We start from the raw sequence: 16,994 nt of genomic DNA, 5'->3' as shown, positions 1-16,994 counted from the left end.
TTCGTTTCAAACGTCTTATTGGACGAGATTGTAGAGATTGTCAAGGGTGCCATCAGGCCAGCGGGTCCAGCTGGCGGTCCGGGTTCCTTGGCAAAGTTGCAGTGCTCCATTCGAGGCCAATCCTTGAATGTCCCAGGTCTCCCCGCTCTGAGGATCCTGAACCTGATGGGTCCAAAGGCGGTTTTCGATGCCACGGCGCACAACCTCTGGACGGTTTGCCAGGGTCTGGACGCGACCCAAGGCTCTTAACACCTCCACCGCCCAAAAATCGCGTCGTGCACGACCAGGCGGCAGGAGCTCGCGCAGGGCAACCGCCCCCATGGGACTGGGATTGGCCACATTCAAGCCGATGCCGATGCGCACCATGCGCAAGCGGCCTCCACGAAACACCAGTCGAGGAAGCATTCCAGCCAGTTTGCGCGAATCGATGAGGAGATCGTTTGGCCACTTGATTCGCACGGGGAGACCCTCTTGCTCCAGGCGTTCAGCCAAGGCCAGTGCCACGATCAGCCCGAGCATGTCGGCATGGCCGCCGCTTGCATCCCAGGGAAGGGCGGCACTGATCCAGACCCCTCCACGGGCTGCCTCCCAGCGCCGGCCGCGCTGCCCCTGCCCTCTGGTTTGATGATCGGCCAGAACAGCTCGAGGCCATTCTCCGCGCCAGGGCACCGCTTGAAGCCAGTGGTTCAACTCCAGTTCGGTGCTGGCACAAACTGGTTTGCATTGGAGCCTCCAAGCCTCAGCTTGATGTCTGCGAAGGCGATGGAGTAACCCTCCTCCGGCACGCAGCTGATGGTTCAGCACTGCTGCTGCCACCAAGGAGCGAGTCGTGCAACGGCCGCTTCAAGTTCGTCAGCTGGACGGACCAAGGCAAGGCGTAGCCAATCACGCCCTGCTTCTCCAAACCCGGAGCCAGGTGTGACCACAACCCCGCAATGTTCCAGAAGTTGAGTGGCCATCTGCTCGTCTCCCCATCCTTTTGAGCGGGCCCAGGCTGGGAGGGGCATCCAGAGATAAAGGGCCATGGTTGGCAATGGGATCGACCATCCAAGAGCAGCCAGTGCAGCGCGCGTGCGATCGCGCCGTTCTCGATAGATGGGAAGGAGATTGGCTGGCCAATCAGCGTGCTCCGAGAGGGCCACAACAGCTCCCTGCTGCAGCGCCTGACATTGATTGAAATCGATCACGCTTTTGGCTTGCCTCAAGGCCGTAATCAGGGGTTCGGCTCCGATGGCGAATGCCAGACGAAACCCCCCCAAGCACCACCCCTTGGACAGCGAAAAGAATTCGATCCCGCGTTCGCGCCAGTGGGGACAACGCAAAAGGGACGGTGCTTCTCCCTCAAGCGCTAGGTCTAGATAGGGATTGTCGTGGGCGATGACCAGATCATGGTGTTGGCCCTGATGCATCGCTTCATCAAGCCAGGATTGTTCGCCAACGCAGGCTGTGGGGTTATGGGGAAAACCCAGAATCAATAAACGCAGTTGATCCCACTGACTCTCTGTCATCGCTTTGAAGTCCGGTGCCCAAGCTCGCTCCGGCGTGAGGGGCAGGGTCTGGATCGAGGCATCGGCTAATTCAAGGCCTCCGCGATGGGAGGGGTAAGACGGATCAAGAATCAGGGCTTGATCCCCTGGATCCAACACCGTCAGGGGTAAATGGGCGGTTCCCTCTTGAGATCCAACCAGGAGAAGAACCTCTCGCTCAGGATCCACCGCCACACCCAGACGCTGCTCACACCAGGCCGCGGCGGCCTCTCGAAATGAGGCCGTTGCCGCGTGCAAACAGTACGCCGCGCTTCTGGGCTCCTGCAGAAGGTCCCCCATGGCCTGGACGGCGGCCAGAGGGGGAAGCAGATCGGTGCATCCCAGGGAAAGGTCGAGCAGCGGTTGCTGTTGTTGGGCGTCCCCGAGCTGGTACAAGCGCTTGCGCTGATCGTTGCGATCAAACACGCCGCTGCCGAGCCGGGCCAGACGCTTAGAGGTGAGCATCCAGGAAGGCTTGCAGCTGAGGACGGGCAATGGCCCCTTCGTGTCGAGCGATTTCCTGGCCGTTGCGGAACAGGATCAGGGTTGGAATGCCTTGAACCTTGAAGCCATCGCGGGTGATCGGATTGCCATCCACTTCTAGTTTTCCAACCAAAAGGCGTTCGGCGTAGGTCTCAGCAGCCCAGTCCATCAACGGTGCCATCAACCTGCAGGGGCCACACCATGGGGCCCAGAAGTCAACCAAAACGGTCGTGGATGCAGCCAACACCTCCTGCTCGAACGCTGCATCTGTGAAGTCGGAAACAGCTGAAGACACGGGCGATTTTGGAACTGAATGAATCCTATGGACTCGGCCGCTGAAGGCGTTGATTCATCACAGTTTGTCGATAGATCGCCGCAGCTCCTCCAGATCGGCATCCACCTCTTCCACCTTGACGGGTTTCACCTCGGAATCGGCTGCGGGCAGAGCGGCAGCCTCTGCGCCTCCCTCCACCTGCTTTCTCAGAGCGGCAAGTTCGTCGTCCACATCGTCGCCACCTTCCAGCGCCGCGAACTGGCTATCAAGGTCCGCGCCGGCGAGTTCAGCGGCCGCTTGGCTGCTGGCTTCCAGAGATTGAACCTTGTCTTCCATGCGCTCGAAGGCCGCCATGGCTGAATTCGTTCCCATGCTGCCAACAGCGCTCTGGAGCTGCTGTTGGGCCTGGGCGGCTTGAGCCCGGGCTTTGAGCATGTCTTTCTTGGTTCGAGCCTCTGCAATCTTTCCCTCTAGAGCGACCAGGCTTTTTTTGAGGGTTTCTACTTGAGCCCCTTGGGCCTGAACTTGGCTGCCAAGGGATGTGGCCGTTTCTTGGAAGGTTTTGCGACGCGTCAGGGCTTCGCGTGCCAGGTCATCCTCGTTTTTCTTGAGGGCAAGTTCGGCGCGCTCGTACCAGGTACGGGCTTGAGACTCGGCCTGCTCTGCTTGATTCTTGAGCCGTTTTTGACTGGCGATCGCCATGGCAACAGCCTGTCGGAGCTTGACCAGGTCGTCTTGCATGTCGGAGACGGCTTGATCGAGGATCTTGACGGGATCCTCCGCTTTGCTAACGAGATCATTGAGGTTGGCGCGCAGCAGACGGCTAAGCCGGTCGAAGAAACCCATGAATCGGTGCGAGCAGTGCCAGAGATTAGCGAGCTGGAGCACCTTCCCCCCCTAAGGTCCAATTTCTTGGGATGACGTGATGGGACGAGCACCTCGATCCCAACGGCGCCGATTTGGTCTGGGAGAGGTGTTGGTGCCGCCGCCACCGCCGCCGGTTCAGCCCCTTGTGGAGTGCCTCGACTCCCTACGCAGCACCTGGAGACGGGAGGGGTCGCTAGCTGCGCTTTGGCAGGACTGGCCCCAATTGGCGGGGCGTCCCCTGGCCGATCACTGCAGGCCTTTGAATTTGAGCCATGGGGTTCTCACGGTGGGGGCTCGCCACCCGCAATGGCGGCAGGCTTTGCAGTACAGCAAGCCTCAACTTTTGGCGGCCGTGCGCAGTGCTGGCCATGCCGTGCGTGATCTGAGGATCCAGCAACACCACCCCTCTCCTGCGCCAGATTTAGAGAGCGAGGAGAGTGTTTGGGCTCGCCATCCAAGTCGAATTGATGTGCATGGAATGGATTCATGCCCTTGCTGCCAAAGCCCAGCCCCTGCAGGAGAGATGGCGCTCTGGGGTCACTGCGGGTTTTGTCGACGATTGAAGCTGTCAGAGCTGCAGAGTTCGCCCTAGCTCAAGACCAAGGAATTGTTCAATACCGCTCGGGCCGGGGTGTCTTCCAGGTCAGCTCGACGCCATCGTCTTGAAGCTCGTCAGCTCGACGATTCAACTTGGCCCTGTCGATGCGCACGACTCTGTAGATCCCGAATTCGCCAAGCACTAGGGGATCGAGCCCTTTCCAATAAGGACGTTCCAAGGTTCCCGAATCAATCACGATCAGAACGGTCGGAGACCCTTCCTTGGCATCGATCGGATGTCCCACCCAGCCACGGCGCTGTTCATGACTCAATCGATCCGAAAGATTGACCAGGGCGGAATCTGAGCGTCCCTCGTACACGACCACCTGCTGGGTGTAGAAGTGCAGAGAGGGCTTCATGGCTCCCACCATCGCCAGGGGTTCGGAGGGTTTCTGGACGCGCAGCATCGTGGCTGCTGCCTGACGGACGGGAAGCTGACGCACGCGATCGCCTAAGCCAATCATGGGGATGAGGGCAATGAGCTGGAACACCACCAGCGGTCCCTGAACGGCAAGGAGGCGACCGGAGGCCTTCCGCCTGATCATCCAGAGCCCCAAAACGACAGCGACCGAGAAGCACACCGCTGCCCTGAGCACCAAGCGGCTTGCGAGCAGTTCGGCAGGCAGCGTGGGCATCTCGGGATCATCGATGAGGGGAACCCAGATTGAGGAACTCCAGAACCCCACCGCCAAAACAAACGTGAGCAAGATGGTGGCGCCCCAGGCCCAATCCAAAGGGCGGCGGATTTGTTGTCCTGAGGACCTTGCTGCGAGGGCGATGAGAATGGCAGCAGCCGGTGTGGCCGGTAACCAGTAGCTCGGAAGCTTCGTTGCCGCTGTGGTGAACAGCAGAAGGATGGAGAGAAGCCAGCAGCTGGCAAAACTCTGGAGAGACAGTGTTGCGGTGGGTTGGCTGGATGAAAACGCCCGCTTGAGATTGGAAGGATGCAGGGTTTGCGCCAGCCCAAGCAGCAACAGGGGGGTGAAGGGCAGGGATGCCACAACCAAAATCACCCCAAAGAACCACCAGGGTTGAAGGTGGCTATTCACGACTGACGTGAAGCGTTGAAGGTTGTGATAGCCAAAAAAACTGTCCCAAAAAGGTTGGCCTTCGACCAGCAGTTCTGCGACGTACCAAGGGAGGCTGATCAACGCGGTGATCGCAAGGCCGCGGATCGGTTTGATGCAGCGCCATAGGCCCTTGAGGTCTCGGCGCATCAGCGCAAAAAGGGCCAGGGTCATGCCACTGAGGACGACGGCGACAGGCCCTTTTGTGAGAACGGCTGTGGCGAGCAGAACCCAGGCAAGCCACCATCTCCGCGAGTGGCCAGTGGCGTAACAACGCCACTGGCAAAGCAGGCTGAGGGCGAGGGTGCCGCTGAGCAGGGCATCACTGACGGCGGTACGACTCCATAGCTGCACCAAGGGAGAGAGCGCAAAGGCCAGTGCTGCTGCTACCGCAGTGCGGCGTGGATGGCTGTCCTCTGCACTTGGATGCACCATCAAGGTGTCCCCAAGCATCAACATGGTGGCCACACTCGCGAGGGCCGAGGGAAGCCTGCCGGCCCAGGTTCCGAGTGGATCCCAGAGCTCATTGGCGGGGAGCGAGTACCCCAGACCCATGAGCCAATACACCAGGGGCGGTTTGTCGAATCGGGGTAATCCATTGACCCGAGGCGTTAACCAGTCCCCCGTGCGTGCCATGGCACGACCCGCGGCTGCAAACAGCGGCGGGGTCTCATCGACAAGACCGGTGCCCCCCAGTTGCCAACAGCCCAAGGCAAGGCCAAGCGCCAAGATCAGCAGCAGCCCCCGGCTGCGCTGTCGTGGCGAGATCCGTGCGTCGGTGGGGGCGTTGACTATCGACATGGGGCGATCGTGCCATTTCCTGCAGAGAGGCCCTGCCTGATCCAAGCCTCTACGCGTTGCGCAAACACTGTGTGGCTGGCGTTTTGCTCCACCCAACGGCGACAAGCTTGTCGATCGATTTGATCAACCTTGCTGCTGGCCATTGTGAGGGCCTCGAGATCATCCGGTGGCACCAGCCATCCCGTGACGCCGTCTTGAATCAGCTCGCCAGGACCGCCGCGGTCATAGGCCACAACAGGGACTCCGCAGGCCATGGCCTCAACCACCACGTTGCCGTAGGCCTCATTCCACTTGGGCGTATTCAGGAGGGCGCGGCAGCATCCAAGCTCCTGCTGAAGGCGGTGTGTTGGCTGAAAACCACGCCAATCAAGGGTTCCGGGAGGCACGGCTGCTTCGACTGATTGCGCATAGCCAGCATCTTCGACCAAGCCCCACACCAGAAGCGTTTCTCCAAGAGCTGCGGCAACGGCTGCGGCATCTTCGAGACCTTTTTCAGGCGCGATGCGACCGGCCCAACCCAGTGGGCCATCGAGGTTCAACTGCAACTGGTAACGGGTGAGGTCAAAGCCATTGCCCACGATGGAGGGTGGACTGGTCAGGGAAAAATCATCCGCCTGCCGTTGGGTATGGAAGGACATTCGCCTCTGGTCCCAGCGGGCGAGTTGAGAGATGACCTCATCCATCGCCCGCGAGACAGAACCCATGCTCACGAGATGAAATAACGAGGACTTCGCATGGGGAGTGAGCCAGAGAGGTAACCAGTCGTAGCTGAAGTTGATGACCGCATCGGCGTCTTCGCCTAAGGACAACGCCAGATCCCATAGATGGGGAAGCACGCCATCGCATGGAATTTGAACGGAAGCAGCTCTTGCGGCATGTTGCCAGCTGGGTTGGTCGCTGCCCCCTGCGGTGTGCAGGAGGAGTCCAGGGCAGTCGTCAGGGGCAACCGACCCCTCAGGGGCGACCAGGGTGATCCGATGCCCCCTTGCGGCAAGACCGCGCAACAACGAGCTGAGCGTCAGTTCCACCCCGCCACCGCGTCCACTGCCCAAGTGACCGATGGGTGTGCTGACAAGAACTAAATCAAGGGGAGGGGTGCTCATGCGCCGAGATCGCTTTGCTGGGGGTTATTCACGAGAGCAACCGGCTCCCAGAGTCGTTTGCGTTGGCTCACCAGCACGACGGAAATCAGGACCAAAACCACCGCTAACCATTGCAGGGTGTTGAGTCGTTCTTGCAACAGCAGGCCCCCAGACGCCAGCGCAAACACGGGTGTAAGAAATCCCAGTGTGGTGAACCCTGTGAGGTCCTCACGATTGGCAAACCAGAAAAAGAGTGCGTAGGCCACGGCACTCCCCATCAGCGATGCATAGGCCATCTGCGTCCAAGCCAACGCGGACCAAGGAGGAATCAAGGGGAACGCTCCGTCGAGACCATGCCAAACCAGCAAGGGGAGTCCTCCCAGCAGCATGTGCCATCCCGTGACGGCTACAGGATCACTGTTTCGGCAGGCGAATCGACTCAGAACGGTGCCGACAGCCATCGCAATGGCAGCCGCCAACATCCAACCAGTTCCAGCCTGCCAACCGGATTGAAAGGACACCCCCTCACCCAAGAGCCACCAGTGCCGCAGTAGCGGTTGGGGGACCCCCAGACAGACAATTCCCATCAGGCCGAGAACCAATCCCATCCAACCGATGGGATTGATCGTTTCGGCAAAGAGCCAGCGGGCAAGCAGGGCAACCATCAAGGGCTGAGAATCAATCAGCACGGAGCCGAGGCCCGCGCCCGTGCCTTCGAGTCCGCGGGCAAGACAGATCTGAAAGAGCAGGGCATCAACCAGGGTGAACAGGAGAAACCAACCCCGATCTCCAGGATCAATCGCTAAGGAACGCCCGAGGAGCGGAACAAAGGCGATCACAACGATTCCAGCCGGCAGCAGCCTCAAGCAGGAGACCAGAATCGGCCCTCCTGTGCTGACCAGAGGAGCCATCGCTGTCATGGCCGTTCCCCAGAGGACGAACGGAAGGACCATCAGCAGCCCTCGGCGGAGAGATCCCATGGGGTGCTGCGAACAGGTTCCTTTTTAAGATCTAAACGTGTTTGATTGATCGTCATGATCTGGCCCTGGCGCCGCAAGTCCCGGCGAACGATGGCGAGGATCGCCATTGAGGGGGCGATCACTGGCTCCACGCGCCGTCGCATCCTTAAAGCCCTGAAGGAGGTTCAGGATCGGGAATTCCCTGCACTCTTGCTGCGGATTGATAGTCCTGGAGGGACTGTTGGCGACAGTCAGGAGATTCATGCTGCCTTGCTCAGGCTGCGGGAAAAAGGCTGTCACGTTGTTGCCAGCTTCGGAAATATTTCTGCTTCTGGTGGGGTTTATGTGGGTGTTGCTGCAGAAACGATCGTGTCCAATCCAGGCACGATCACCGGTTCCATCGGTGTGATTCTTCGCGGCAACAACCTGTCCAAATTGCTGGATCGTGTTGGTGTCAAATTTGAAACGGTGAAGAGCGGTGCTTTCAAAGACATCCTTTCTCCGGATCGTGCCCTTGGCGCAGAAGAACGTGAGCTGCTGCAAGCCTTGATTGACAGCAGCTACGAGCAATTTGTGGCGGCCGTTGCCGAAGGACGAAAGCTGGATCCCAGCCGTGTCCGCGAGTTTGCTGACGGTCGGGTGTTCAGCGGTGCGCAGGCCAAAGATCTTGGGCTTGTGGATGAATTGGGGGACGAAGAGCGCGCAAGAGTGCTTGCGGCACAGTTGGCTGATCTGGATGAGGAGCGCTGCCGCGTGGTGACCCTTGGAAAACCCCGCAAGCCCTTGCTGCAAGGGTTGTCAGGGTCCCATTTGCTTGCACGCATTCAGGAGCTCGTTACGGTTGAGATGGAGCTCAGCGGTCAACCTTTGTGGTTGTTTCGGCCATGACCTTGGGGAGCGGCTTGGCATTGCGCGGTCTGCGAGGTGCGACCACCTGCAGTGCCAACACAGTTGTGGCGATCGAGCAGGCGGTCTCTGAACTGATGGATGCCCTGGTGGAACACAACGCTCTGAAGCCGGAATGCATCGTTTCGATCACGTTTTCGGTGACAACCGATCTGGATGCCTGTTTTCCAGCGGCCATCGCACGCCGCCGTGAAGGTTGGGATGGGGTGGCACTGATCGACTGTCAACAGATGGCTGTTGAGGGGGATCTGGCCAGGTGCATTCGTCTTTTGGCCCACACCTGGATGCCAGAAGATCAGGAGCTTCGCCACGCCTACCTAGGGGAAGCCAGCCGCCTCAGGCCAGATAGATCCAGTCACAACTGACAGATGCCGCGCCGGCCCTTCGAACCCCTTGTCGCTGCCTGTCCTTAGGACAATCATGGGATCTAACCATTGCGGTGGTTGTTTTCACCAGGTGAACGAATGGACCTTCTGCCCACGACCCAGACCCGACGCCTCGCTGTGATTGCGGGGGTGATTGGTGGCGGAGTTGTTGCGTCCGCTTCTGTGGTCGAGATGCTCCAACCCGTTGCTGTTCAAGCTCAGAACACGCCTTCTTTGATGGAGTTTCGCTGGGAAAGCGACAACAACTATCGCAAGTTGTACTACGTCCAAACCAGCACCCGCACGCGCGAGCGCTCGGATTACTACCTGATGCTTCGGCCGAAAGATCGCAAAACCGCGATCCTGAAGCTCACCATCACCATTCCTGATTACTTCAACGCAAAGATCCGCCCAAACAAGTTGAAGCTCTGCAAGATGAAGAAGGGCGGCATGCTCAGCAGAAGCCGTTGCGAAGAGATCATTCCAGCCGTTTTCGAGGTCAGCGAGAACCAAACTGCAATTGAGGTTTTCCCCGAAACTCCCATTCCAACCGAAGACACCTACGCCGTGTCCATGACGATCTTTAATCCCAATAAAGCTGGAATGTTTCAGCTCAATGCTCTGGCCCAGGCGCCTGGGGATGTTCCCGTGGCCGGCTATTTGGGGAGCTGGAACTTCAGTATCGACTAATCATTGGCTGATAAGCTCCTCTACTGATGAAAGGCTGGGCGCCAGAGTGAATCCATGACCAAACGAACTTTTGGTGGCACCAGCCGTAAGCGGAAACGCGTTTCCGGTTTCCGTGTTCGCATGCGCTCTCACACTGGGCGTCGCGTGATTCGGACGCGTCGTAAGCGTGGACGTTCACGCTTGGCTGCTTGAGCTTGACCAGCAACGCTTAACCCCCTTGAGGGGTGACGTTTGAACGAATTCGATGGTGCTTCCGACGTCCATGCGATTACGCGGTCACCGCTGTTTTGACCATCTGCATCGCAGGGGTCAGCGCTTCCACTGCTCGTTGATGACCCTTCGTAAAGCCTCGGCGATGCCGAGGCTTCTGCGTAGAGATTGTCGCCCTGTCGAGGAGAAGGGAGCAACGGCGGTGTGTCGATGCGCTGTGGTCGTCAGTAGCAAGGTCAGCAAACGGGCCGTCGTCCGCAATCGGCTCAGACGCCTGCTGCATGACCACTTGCGTGAACATTTTGAGCAGTCGTTTCAGCACGCCAACACTTGGGTTTTGATCAGTCTTAAACCCGGCGCAGAGGCCAAAGATGCCCCTGTCCTGGAAGAATGCGACAGATTGCTCCAACAAGCGGGGTATTAGCCATGCCAACGTCCATCCAAGAAGAGACCTTCTACGAAGGTGGTCCAGCTCGCGGCGACTTGATTTTTAATCTGTTGCTTGGGCTGACACTGATCGGTCTGCCATTTGCGGTTGGAGCGATTGTTCGCGCGGTTTGGTTGCGTTTCAACATCACCACCCGTCGAATTTCGGTCACTGGCGGCTGGATGGGACGGGATCGCAGTCAGGTGGTCTTCAGTCAGGTGCGTGAAGTCCGCAGCGTGTCCCGCGGCTTTGGCGCCTGGGGAGACATGGTTCTTGTCTTGACAGACGGATCACGTCTGGAGCTGCGCTCCGTCCCACGGTTCCGGGAGCTCGAGGCTTTCATCGAAGAGCGCATCCGTGCCCGCCGTGACAATGCGAATGCGAAGGAGGAAGACAACAAGGGCTTCGCGGCCTGAGTTAGGTGTTCGCCTCAAGCGAATTTCCACAGAAGCCCTTGTGCTGTTGCACACTGGCAACAACATTCATCAATCACTCGGAACGCCATTGTGATCGGGTACATCTCCGACAATCTGCTGCTGCCAATCCTGGATTTTTTCTACGGATTGGTTCCAAGCTATGGCCTGGCGATCGTGGCCCTCACGGTGGTGATTCGCCTGGCTTTGTTTCCTCTCAGCGCAGGCTCGATTCGTAGCGCCAGGCGCATGCGCATCGCCCAGCCTGTGATGCAGAAGCGTCAGGCTGAGATCAAGGCCCGCTACGCAAGCGATCCCCAAAAGCAACAAGCCGAACTCGGAAAGTTGATGAAGGAGTTCGGCAGTCCTCTGGCGGGCTGCTTGCCACTGCTCGTTCAGATGCCCATCTTGTTTGCGCTGTTTGCGACGTTGCGGGGATCACCCTTCGCGGATGTGCCTTACACCCTCAATCTCAAGGTGCTTCCCGCTGATCAGATTGCCGCTGTTGAGCCCAAGCCTTTCACCAGCGCCAGCCATTCGATCTTCATTACGGAAACGAATCACGTCCCCATCATCGCGAGCCTTCCCGGCGGCACCAAGATCGGTGCTGGAGACTCCGCCACGATTCAGCTCGAGACGCGCAGTGGACAGAGTTTCCGCGATGTGATTTCGGGTGTTGATAACGGCCAAAGATTCCTTCCCAATTGGACGGTCACCAAGGGAGAGGGCGTTGTCAGCGTGAGTGAGACGGGAACGATTACGGCTCTCACGACCGGCGATGCAACGGTTGAAGGAAAAATCACCGGTTTGGCAGCCCGCAGCGGCTTCTTGTTCATCAAGGCCCTCGGTCAGGTTGGTTTTTACACCGAGGGGGCGATCAATTGGGACATTGCCATCCTGATTGGTGCCTTCGGTCTCAGCCTGTTCGCGTCTCAGCTTCTCTCCGGCATGGGGATGCCCGCCAACCCCCAGCAATCCACGGCTAACAAGATCACTCCAGTGATGATCACGGGGATGTTCCTGTTCTTCCCACTCCCTGCAGGTGTTTTGCTCTACATGGTGATCGCCAATATTTTCCAAGCCCTGCAAACATTCCTGCTCACGCGTGAGGCTCTTCCTGACAACCTTCAGTCGATCCTTGATGATCAAAGGCTCAAGAATTCCCAGCCTGCAGCGGCTTCTGCGGGGGGTGGATCCAGCTCTGGTCGGATGCCCTTCGAGCCCAAAGGCGGAAACAAATGATTCCTGGGCTCGAGCCCGTTCCCCTTCGCGAGCTGCAAGCTCTTGGGTCTGTTCGTAATTGGGAATTCGAGGGCCAACTGGATGAGCTTCCCTCCTTAACCCCCGTTCGCGGCAATCTTCAGGCCGAGCACCGCGGCAACATTCTCGAGGTTTCCGGCTCAGCTCAGACCATCATTTGCTTTTGTTGCGATCGCTGTCTGAAGCAGTTCAACCGTAAGTTGTCCACGCAGGTGAATGAGCTGATCTGGCTTGGCGATCCTGAAGCTGCAGAGGCGATGGCTGAGCAGGGCCTCGATGCGTCTTCAGTGGATGGACTTGTGGAGTGCCTCGATCCAAGGGGCAGCTTTGAACCAGAGCGATGGGTGTTCGAGCAATTGAGTCTTCAAATTCCAGCCGTCAATTTTTGCGGTGATGACTGTTCAGGCATGCCTCAAGCGGCCAACCAAGCGCCCCATGCTTCGCTGTCGGCCGCGGCCGATCCGCGTTGGCAGGCACTGTTGAGCCTGCGCGCTGACGTCGGCGAGGAGTCGGAGGTATCCCGTGACTGAACAGTGGGCCCAAGAACTCGATCTGCTCATTCGCGCCGGAACTCCTCTGATCTGGATTCGCAGCCACGAGGAGGAGCGCGTTGAATCTCTTTTGAGTCAAGCGGCCGAACGCTTGCCAGGCCGGCGACTGGCGTCTTGGGACTTTGTGAGTGGCCTTTCAGGTGTCCTTGGCAGCGAGGGACTCGGAGCTCGTCAGCCGATGGTTGTTCTGCAGTGGTTGCAGGATCTCGATGGCAACAGTCCCACGCTGTTTCTGCTCAAGGATGTGCATCGCTTTTGCGATGACCCGGGCATCGCCCGCATGCTGCGCAATCTCACGAGTTTGTTGCGTGGACGCCCTCATACCCTTGTGCTCGGTTGTGGCAGCTGGACGCCGCCTCCAGATTTAGAAGAAGCCCTCACTCTGCTCGACCTGCCCCTTCCCCAAGAACAGGAGTTGATGACCCTGCTTGGCAATATTTCGAAGGCAACAGGATCGCCCCTCAATAGCGAGGTGCTTGAGGAGCTCACCCATGCCTGCTGTGGATTGAGTGAATCACGGGTGCGTCACGTGGCGGCGAAGGCGTTGGCTCAGCGCGGCGAGCTCGGCCGCCAGGACCTTGCTGATGTGCTGGAGGAGAAGCGCCTCGCCCTGGCGCGTAGCGAAGTGCTGGAGTTCTGTCCTACCGACGCCACCCCCGCCGATATTGGTGGGCTGGAAGCTCTCAAGCAGTGGCTCGAGCAGCGCCACCGTGCCTTCAGTGATGAGGCCAGGCGCTTTGGCTTGCCCCTCCCTCGGGGTGTGCTCTTGGTAGGGCCGCAGGGAACGGGTAAGTCGCTTACGGCGCGAGTGATCGCCCACAGCTGGTCCATGCCCCTCCTGCGTTTGGATGTGGGTCGGCTTTTTGCCGGACTCGTTGGCGCGAGCGAAGCACGCACGCGCGAAATGATTCAAAGGGCTGAAGCGATGGCTCCCTGTGTGCTTTGGATTGATGAAATCGACAAAGGATTTGGCAGTGACGGCCGCAGCGATGGCGGAACCAGTCAGCGGGTCTTGGCCACCGTTCTGACCTGGATGGCGGAGAAAACGTCTCCAGTGTTTGTGGTGGCCACCGCCAATGGAGTGGATCGGCTGCCCGCTGAACTGCTCAGAAAGGGCCGCTTCGATGAGATTTTTCTCCTCGATATGCCCGCTCGCTCTGAACGTCAGAGCATCATGGAATTGCACATTGGTCGCAGACGGCCAGGGCTGCGCCTTCCCGTTGAAACCGTCGTCGACCGGACGGAGGGGTACTCCGGAGCAGAGCTCGAGCAAACGGTGATTGAAGCCATGCACCTGGCCTTTGCTGAAGGCCGTGAATTGGCGGAGTCCGATTTAATTCAAGCTGCGGCTCAATTGGTTCCTTTGTCGCGTACCGCCAAAGAACAATTGGAAGGCCTGAAGCAATGGGCGAGTAGCGGCCGGGCGCGTCCAGCTTCATTGCGACTGGTAACGAACCTTGACAGGGCGTAACGAACCAGGGGCATGGGCCCAGACAAGGTTTGGCGACCTCCGTATGTTTCGTCAATAGCGCCCCTTTGTCCGTGAATCGTTTTTCGGATCTCACCACCCAACTCGCTGCTGCCTGTCTTGGTGCCGGTGTGATTACAACCGTTGCGGTCGCTCAGGGGCAGAATCCGATTACAGCCCTCGGCATCACCTTGTTCTCGGCTGTTGCCGCGGTGATGGTTGGCCAGGTTCTCTAGGAACGTTGATCGTTCGATCTGAACCGAGACGTAGGCTTTTCAGCCTGCCCTCTTCAGAATTTCCGTGCTTGACCAGCGCTTGGTGCGTGACAACCCCGAACTGATTTCCCGTGAGTTGGGACGGAGGGGGATGGATGTTGATCTCACAAGTCTTCAGCTGATTGCACAGCAGCAACGCGATCTCGAGGAGCGTCGCAGCAGCCTTCAAGCCGAGGGCAACCGCATTGGCAAAGAGGTTGGTCAGCGCATTCAAGCCGGGGCCGATCCAAAAGGGACTGAAGTTGCTGAACTTCGCCTGCAAGGCAACCAAATCAAGCAGAAGGTTGCCGTGATCGAGGATGAGGAGAAGCAACTCACGGCACGGTTGCGTGAGGAACTTCTTAGCTACCCGAATCTGCCGTCAGAGGCGTGTCCAGACGGTCGCAGCGAAGACGACAACAAAGAGGTTCGTCGCTGGGGTGATCCCCGGGTTGAAGACGGACTGATTGAGCATTGGCAAATCGCCGAGCAGCTGTCTTTGCTCGACACGGAGCGGTCCGTCCGAATTGCCCAAAGTCGCTTTGTGACCTTGTTTGGGCAAGGCGCTCGGCTGGAGCGAGCGCTCATCAACTTTATGTTGGACTTGCATGCGGGGAAGGGCTACCGCGAGGTGCTTCCTCCGGTTTTGGTCAACAGCGCCAGCCTGATGGGATCAGGGCAACTGCCCAAATTTGCTGAAGAAAGCTTCCGTTGCGCAGAGGATGACCTCTGGTTGACACCCACCGCAGAGGTTCCGCTCACCTCGCTGCATCGCGACGAAATTATTCCTTCGGATCAATTGCCTCTGCGCTACGTGGCCTATAGCCCCTGCTTTCGCAGGGAAGCCGGTAGCTATGGACGGGACACGCGGGGGCTGATTCGCCTGCATCAGTTCAACAAAGTTGAGCTGTATTGGTTTGTCCATCCCGAGCGCTCTGAAGAAGCGCACGCCCAAATCACCGCCGACGCCGAAGCCGTGCTTCAGGCCCTGGAGCTGCCCTATCGCGTGCTTGAGCTCTGTACGGGGGATCTGGGTTTCTCCGCCGCCCGCACCTATGACCTCGAGGTTTGGTTGGCAGGTGCAGGTGCGTTTCGGGAAATCTCCAGCTGCAGTGTCTGTTCCGATTTCCAGGCCCGTCGCTCCTCGATTCGCACGAAAGACGGCAAGACCACACGGTTGGTTCACACGCTCAATGGCAGTGGCCTTGCGATTGGCCGCACCATGGCGGCTCTGCTTGAGAACGGGCAACAGCCAGACGGGAGCGTGAAGCTTCCCCAGGCTTTGGTTCCGTACTTCGGTTGCGATCGTCTCCAGCCAGAATGAATCGAGTAATGGATCCGATATGAACGTTCTGGCAGCACTGTTGGTTCTGGGGCTGCTGATCGTGATCCATGAGGCTGGTCACTTTCTTGCGGCCAGATTTCAGGGCATCCGCGTGAATGGATTTTCGATTGGATTTGGACCTGCCCTATGGAAACTCGAGCGTGGAGGTGTGACCTATGCCTTGCGCGCCCTTCCTCTTGGTGGCTTCGTGTCCTTCCCCGACGATGAGGAAGACAGTCCCATCCCTGCGGATGACCCTGACCTTCTTCGCAACCGCCCGATCCCCCAGAGAGCCCTGGTCATTAGTGCAGGGGTGCTGGCCAATTTGTTGCTGGCTTGGCTCGTTCTCGTCGGCCATACCGCTCTGGCAGGAGTTCCAGGTGATCCTGACCCTGGGGTGATGGTGATGGCTGTTCAGCCGGGTGAACCCGCTGAGAAAGCAGGCTTGCAACCCGGTGATCAAATTTTGAGCATCGAGGGATTGGCCCTGGGTCGTGGAGAGAAGGGCGTGAAAGACGCCGTGAGGCCCGTTCGCGATAACCCCTCTCGAGCCCTTTCCCTTGAGGTGCAGCGAAATGGATCGCTTCGCGTGATTGCGCTCACTCCGGAGGACCATCAAGGCCAAGGACGCATCGGTGCCCAGCTCCAGGCCAACTTCAGTGGATCCACGCGCGCTGTCCATGGCTTGGGTGAAGCGATCGCAAGTGGATCAGAGCAGTTCTCTGGACTGTTGCAACGCACGGTGTCGGGATATGGAGCCTTGTTCACTGATTTTGGAACGACAGCTCCGCAGGTGAGTGGGCCGGTCAAGATCGTGGAGATGGGCGCCCAACTCTCCAGTCAGGGCGGAAGTGGTCTCGCCCTGTTCATGGCGTTGATTTCGATCAACCTCGCGGTGCTCAATGCCCTCCCATTGCCCCTTCTTGATGGAGGACAGTTGGTGTTCATCCTTTTGGAGGGAGTGCGCGGACGGCCGATCCCAGAGCGCTTTCAGCTGATTGTGATGCAATCCAGCTTTTTGCTCGTGGTTGGCTTGAGTGTGCTTTTGATCGTGCGCGATACCAGTCAACTCACGGTTGTTCAGCGCTTGCTTGGTCAATGAACAGATAGAGTGAGAGATCAAGACGTCTGATCTGAACTCGCTGCATGGCCAAGAAGTCGATGATTGCCCGCGATGTGAAGCGGAAAAAGATAGTTGAGCGCTTTTCGGAAAGGCGCGCAGCCCTGATGGCTGCGTTTCATGCGGCTAAGGATCCTATGGAGCGTCTTGAGATCCACCGCAAGATCCAAGGGTTACCTCGTAACAGCGCCCCCAACCGTGTGCGCAATCGCTGCTGGGCCACTGGCAAGCCCCGTGGCGTGTATCGCGATTTTGGTCTGTGCCGTAACCAGCTCCGTGAGCGTGCACACAAGGGTGAACTTCCCGGTGTTGTGAAGTCCAGTTGGTGATTGGAGTTCACTCTCTCCCAA

21 protein-coding genes are annotated in these 16,994 nt (G+C 58.6%); 14 read left to right on the top strand and 7 right to left on the bottom strand.

The genetic code is table 11. The annotated features are described in order from the left end of the window. Positions 1-15 precede the first annotated feature (15 nt). The 4 genes from SynROS8604_RS11400 to SynROS8604_RS11385 are packed head-to-tail and all read right to left on the bottom strand — an operon-like array spanning position 16 to position 3,129. Complete coding sequence (locus tag SynROS8604_RS11400; RefSeq protein WP_370586511.1) at positions 16-819, bottom strand: biotin--[acetyl-CoA-carboxylase] ligase; 804 nt, start codon at positions 817-819, stop codon at positions 16-18. Continuing rightward, positions 798-1,991: an aminotransferase class I/II-fold pyridoxal phosphate-dependent enzyme gene (locus SynROS8604_RS11395; RefSeq protein WP_186544074.1), complete on the bottom strand. Its 1,194-nt coding sequence runs from the start codon at positions 1,989-1,991 to the stop codon at positions 798-800. Before SynROS8604_RS11395 ends, SynROS8604_RS11400 begins: the two co-directional genes overlap by 22 nt. Continuing rightward, entirely contained in the window at positions 1,978-2,304 is a 327-nt protein-coding gene (gene trxA / locus SynROS8604_RS11390; protein WP_006853487.1) for a thioredoxin, read from the bottom strand. Before trxA ends, SynROS8604_RS11395 begins: the two co-directional genes overlap by 14 nt. 57 nt (positions 2,305-2,361) lie before the next feature. Further along, positions 2,362-3,129: a PspA/IM30 family protein gene (locus SynROS8604_RS11385; RefSeq protein WP_006853486.1), complete on the bottom strand. Its 768-nt coding sequence runs from the start codon at positions 3,127-3,129 to the stop codon at positions 2,362-2,364. A gap of 79 nt (positions 3,130-3,208) precedes the next feature. Between SynROS8604_RS11385 and SynROS8604_RS11380 the strand changes: the two genes are divergently transcribed. Further along, positions 3,209-3,742, top strand: coding sequence for a DUF721 domain-containing protein (locus SynROS8604_RS11380; protein ID WP_186544073.1), 534 nt, complete (start codon positions 3,209-3,211; stop codon positions 3,740-3,742). 19 nt (positions 3,743-3,761) lie between these two features. Here the strand turns inward: SynROS8604_RS11380 and SynROS8604_RS11375 are convergent, their stop codons facing one another. The 3 genes from SynROS8604_RS11375 to SynROS8604_RS11365 are packed head-to-tail and all read right to left on the bottom strand — an operon-like array spanning position 3,762 to position 7,677. After that, positions 3,762-5,615, bottom strand: coding sequence for a glycosyltransferase family 39 protein (locus tag SynROS8604_RS11375; protein ID WP_186544072.1), 1,854 nt, complete (start codon positions 5,613-5,615; stop codon positions 3,762-3,764). After that, a complete protein-coding gene (locus SynROS8604_RS11370; protein WP_186544071.1) occupies positions 5,606-6,718 on the bottom strand; it encodes a glycosyltransferase in 1,113 nt (370 codons plus the stop codon). Before SynROS8604_RS11370 ends, SynROS8604_RS11375 begins: the two co-directional genes overlap by 10 nt. After that, on the bottom strand, positions 6,715-7,677 hold the full coding sequence (locus SynROS8604_RS11365; RefSeq protein ID WP_186544070.1) for a DMT family transporter: 963 nt from the start codon (positions 7,675-7,677) through the stop codon (positions 6,715-6,717). The genes SynROS8604_RS11370 and SynROS8604_RS11365 overlap by 4 nt, the downstream gene beginning before the upstream one ends. A 54-nt stretch (positions 7,678-7,731) precedes the next feature. Between SynROS8604_RS11365 and sppA the strand changes: the two genes are divergently transcribed. The 13 genes from sppA to rpsN all read left to right on the top strand — a co-directional run bounded on the left by sppA (position 7,732) and on the right by rpsN (position 16,973). Beyond that, positions 7,732-8,544 carry a signal peptide peptidase SppA gene (gene sppA / locus SynROS8604_RS11360; protein WP_186544069.1) on the top strand — a complete coding sequence of 271 codons (813 nt, stop codon included), beginning with the start codon at positions 7,732-7,734 and terminating at the stop codon, positions 8,542-8,544. Continuing rightward, positions 8,541-8,927, top strand: coding sequence for a chorismate mutase (gene aroH, locus SynROS8604_RS11355; protein WP_006853480.1), 387 nt, complete (start codon positions 8,541-8,543; stop codon positions 8,925-8,927). The genes sppA and aroH overlap by 4 nt, the downstream gene beginning before the upstream one ends. 99 nt (positions 8,928-9,026) lie before the next feature. Continuing rightward, entirely contained in the window at positions 9,027-9,617 is a 591-nt protein-coding gene (locus tag SynROS8604_RS11350; RefSeq protein ID WP_255445029.1) for a DUF2808 domain-containing protein, read from the top strand. Between the two features lie 54 nt (positions 9,618-9,671). Further along, complete coding sequence (gene rpmH / locus SynROS8604_RS11345) at positions 9,672-9,809, top strand: 50S ribosomal protein L34 (protein WP_011620012.1); 138 nt, start codon at positions 9,672-9,674, stop codon at positions 9,807-9,809. 52 nt (positions 9,810-9,861) lie between these two features. After that, positions 9,862-10,251: a ribonuclease P protein component gene (gene rnpA / locus SynROS8604_RS11340; RefSeq protein WP_186544068.1), complete on the top strand. Its 390-nt coding sequence runs from the start codon at positions 9,862-9,864 to the stop codon at positions 10,249-10,251. Positions 10,252-10,253: 2 nt separating this feature from the next. Further along, on the top strand, positions 10,254-10,670 hold the full coding sequence (locus SynROS8604_RS11335) for a PH domain-containing protein (protein WP_186544067.1): 417 nt from the start codon (positions 10,254-10,256) through the stop codon (positions 10,668-10,670). A gap of 90 nt (positions 10,671-10,760) precedes the next feature. Continuing rightward, on the top strand, positions 10,761-11,909 hold the full coding sequence (yidC, locus tag SynROS8604_RS11330) for a membrane protein insertase YidC (protein WP_186544066.1): 1,149 nt from the start codon (positions 10,761-10,763) through the stop codon (positions 11,907-11,909). Next, entirely contained in the window at positions 11,906-12,457 is a 552-nt protein-coding gene (locus SynROS8604_RS11325; RefSeq protein WP_186544065.1) for a DUF177 domain-containing protein, read from the top strand. Before yidC ends, SynROS8604_RS11325 begins: the two co-directional genes overlap by 4 nt. After that, positions 12,450-13,949, top strand: coding sequence for an AAA family ATPase (locus tag SynROS8604_RS11320; protein ID WP_186544064.1), 1,500 nt, complete (start codon positions 12,450-12,452; stop codon positions 13,947-13,949). Before SynROS8604_RS11325 ends, SynROS8604_RS11320 begins: the two co-directional genes overlap by 8 nt. A 71-nt stretch (positions 13,950-14,020) precedes the next feature. Then, complete coding sequence (locus SynROS8604_RS11315; RefSeq protein WP_006853473.1) at positions 14,021-14,182, top strand: hypothetical protein; 162 nt, start codon at positions 14,021-14,023, stop codon at positions 14,180-14,182. A 64-nt stretch (positions 14,183-14,246) separates the two neighbouring features. Then, a complete protein-coding gene (gene serS, locus SynROS8604_RS11310; protein ID WP_186544063.1) occupies positions 14,247-15,524 on the top strand; it encodes a serine--tRNA ligase in 1,278 nt (425 codons plus the stop codon). 19 nt (positions 15,525-15,543) lie between these two features. Beyond that, complete coding sequence (rseP, locus tag SynROS8604_RS11305; RefSeq protein WP_186544062.1) at positions 15,544-16,626, top strand: RIP metalloprotease RseP; 1,083 nt, start codon at positions 15,544-15,546, stop codon at positions 16,624-16,626. Between the two features lie 44 nt (positions 16,627-16,670). Beyond that, positions 16,671-16,973 carry a 30S ribosomal protein S14 gene (gene rpsN / locus SynROS8604_RS11300; RefSeq protein ID WP_038013462.1) on the top strand — a complete coding sequence of 101 codons (303 nt, stop codon included), beginning with the start codon at positions 16,671-16,673 and terminating at the stop codon, positions 16,971-16,973. Positions 16,974-16,994: the final 21 nt, after the last annotated feature.

It is taken from the genome of Synechococcus sp. ROS8604 (assembly GCF_014279655.1).
In the GTDB taxonomy this organism is placed as follows: domain Bacteria; phylum Cyanobacteriota; class Cyanobacteriia; order PCC-6307; family Cyanobiaceae; genus Synechococcus_C.
This window is presented reverse-complemented; position numbering and strand designations above follow the sequence as displayed.

What these genes read in the sequence shown, in the direction of transcription:
- aroH (WP_006853480.1), top strand. Translation starts at nt 8,541, where the DNA reads ATGACCTTGGGGAGCGGCTTGGCATTGCGCGGTCTGCGAGGTGCGACC.
- SynROS8604_RS11370 (WP_186544071.1), bottom strand. Translation starts at nt 6,718, where the DNA reads ATGAGCACCCCTCCCCTTGATTTAGTTCTTGTCAGCACACCCATCGGT.
- SynROS8604_RS11325 (WP_186544065.1), top strand. Translation starts at nt 11,906, where the DNA reads ATGATTCCTGGGCTCGAGCCCGTTCCCCTTCGCGAGCTGCAAGCTCTT.
- SynROS8604_RS11350 (WP_255445029.1), top strand. Translation starts at nt 9,027, where the DNA reads ATGGACCTTCTGCCCACGACCCAGACCCGACGCCTCGCTGTGATTGCG.
- SynROS8604_RS11365 (WP_186544070.1), bottom strand. Translation starts at nt 7,677, where the DNA reads ATGGGATCTCTCCGCCGAGGGCTGCTGATGGTCCTTCCGTTCGTCCTC.
- SynROS8604_RS11385 (WP_006853486.1), bottom strand. Translation starts at nt 3,129, where the DNA reads ATGGGTTTCTTCGACCGGCTTAGCCGTCTGCTGCGCGCCAACCTCAAT.
- SynROS8604_RS11395 (WP_186544074.1), bottom strand. Translation starts at nt 1,991, where the DNA reads ATGCTCACCTCTAAGCGTCTGGCCCGGCTCGGCAGCGGCGTGTTTGAT.
- rpmH (WP_011620012.1), top strand. Translation starts at nt 9,672, where the DNA reads ATGACCAAACGAACTTTTGGTGGCACCAGCCGTAAGCGGAAACGCGTT.
- rseP (WP_186544062.1), top strand. Translation starts at nt 15,544, where the DNA reads ATGAACGTTCTGGCAGCACTGTTGGTTCTGGGGCTGCTGATCGTGATC.
- SynROS8604_RS11380 (WP_186544073.1), top strand. Translation starts at nt 3,209, where the DNA reads ATGGGACGAGCACCTCGATCCCAACGGCGCCGATTTGGTCTGGGAGAG.
- sppA (WP_186544069.1), top strand. Translation starts at nt 7,732, where the DNA reads ATGATCTGGCCCTGGCGCCGCAAGTCCCGGCGAACGATGGCGAGGATC.
- rpsN (WP_038013462.1), top strand. Translation starts at nt 16,671, where the DNA reads ATGGCCAAGAAGTCGATGATTGCCCGCGATGTGAAGCGGAAAAAGATA.
- SynROS8604_RS11335 (WP_186544067.1), top strand. Translation starts at nt 10,254, where the DNA reads ATGCCAACGTCCATCCAAGAAGAGACCTTCTACGAAGGTGGTCCAGCT.
- rnpA (WP_186544068.1), top strand. Translation starts at nt 9,862, where the DNA reads ATGGTGCTTCCGACGTCCATGCGATTACGCGGTCACCGCTGTTTTGAC.
- SynROS8604_RS11375 (WP_186544072.1), bottom strand. Translation starts at nt 5,615, where the DNA reads ATGTCGATAGTCAACGCCCCCACCGACGCACGGATCTCGCCACGACAG.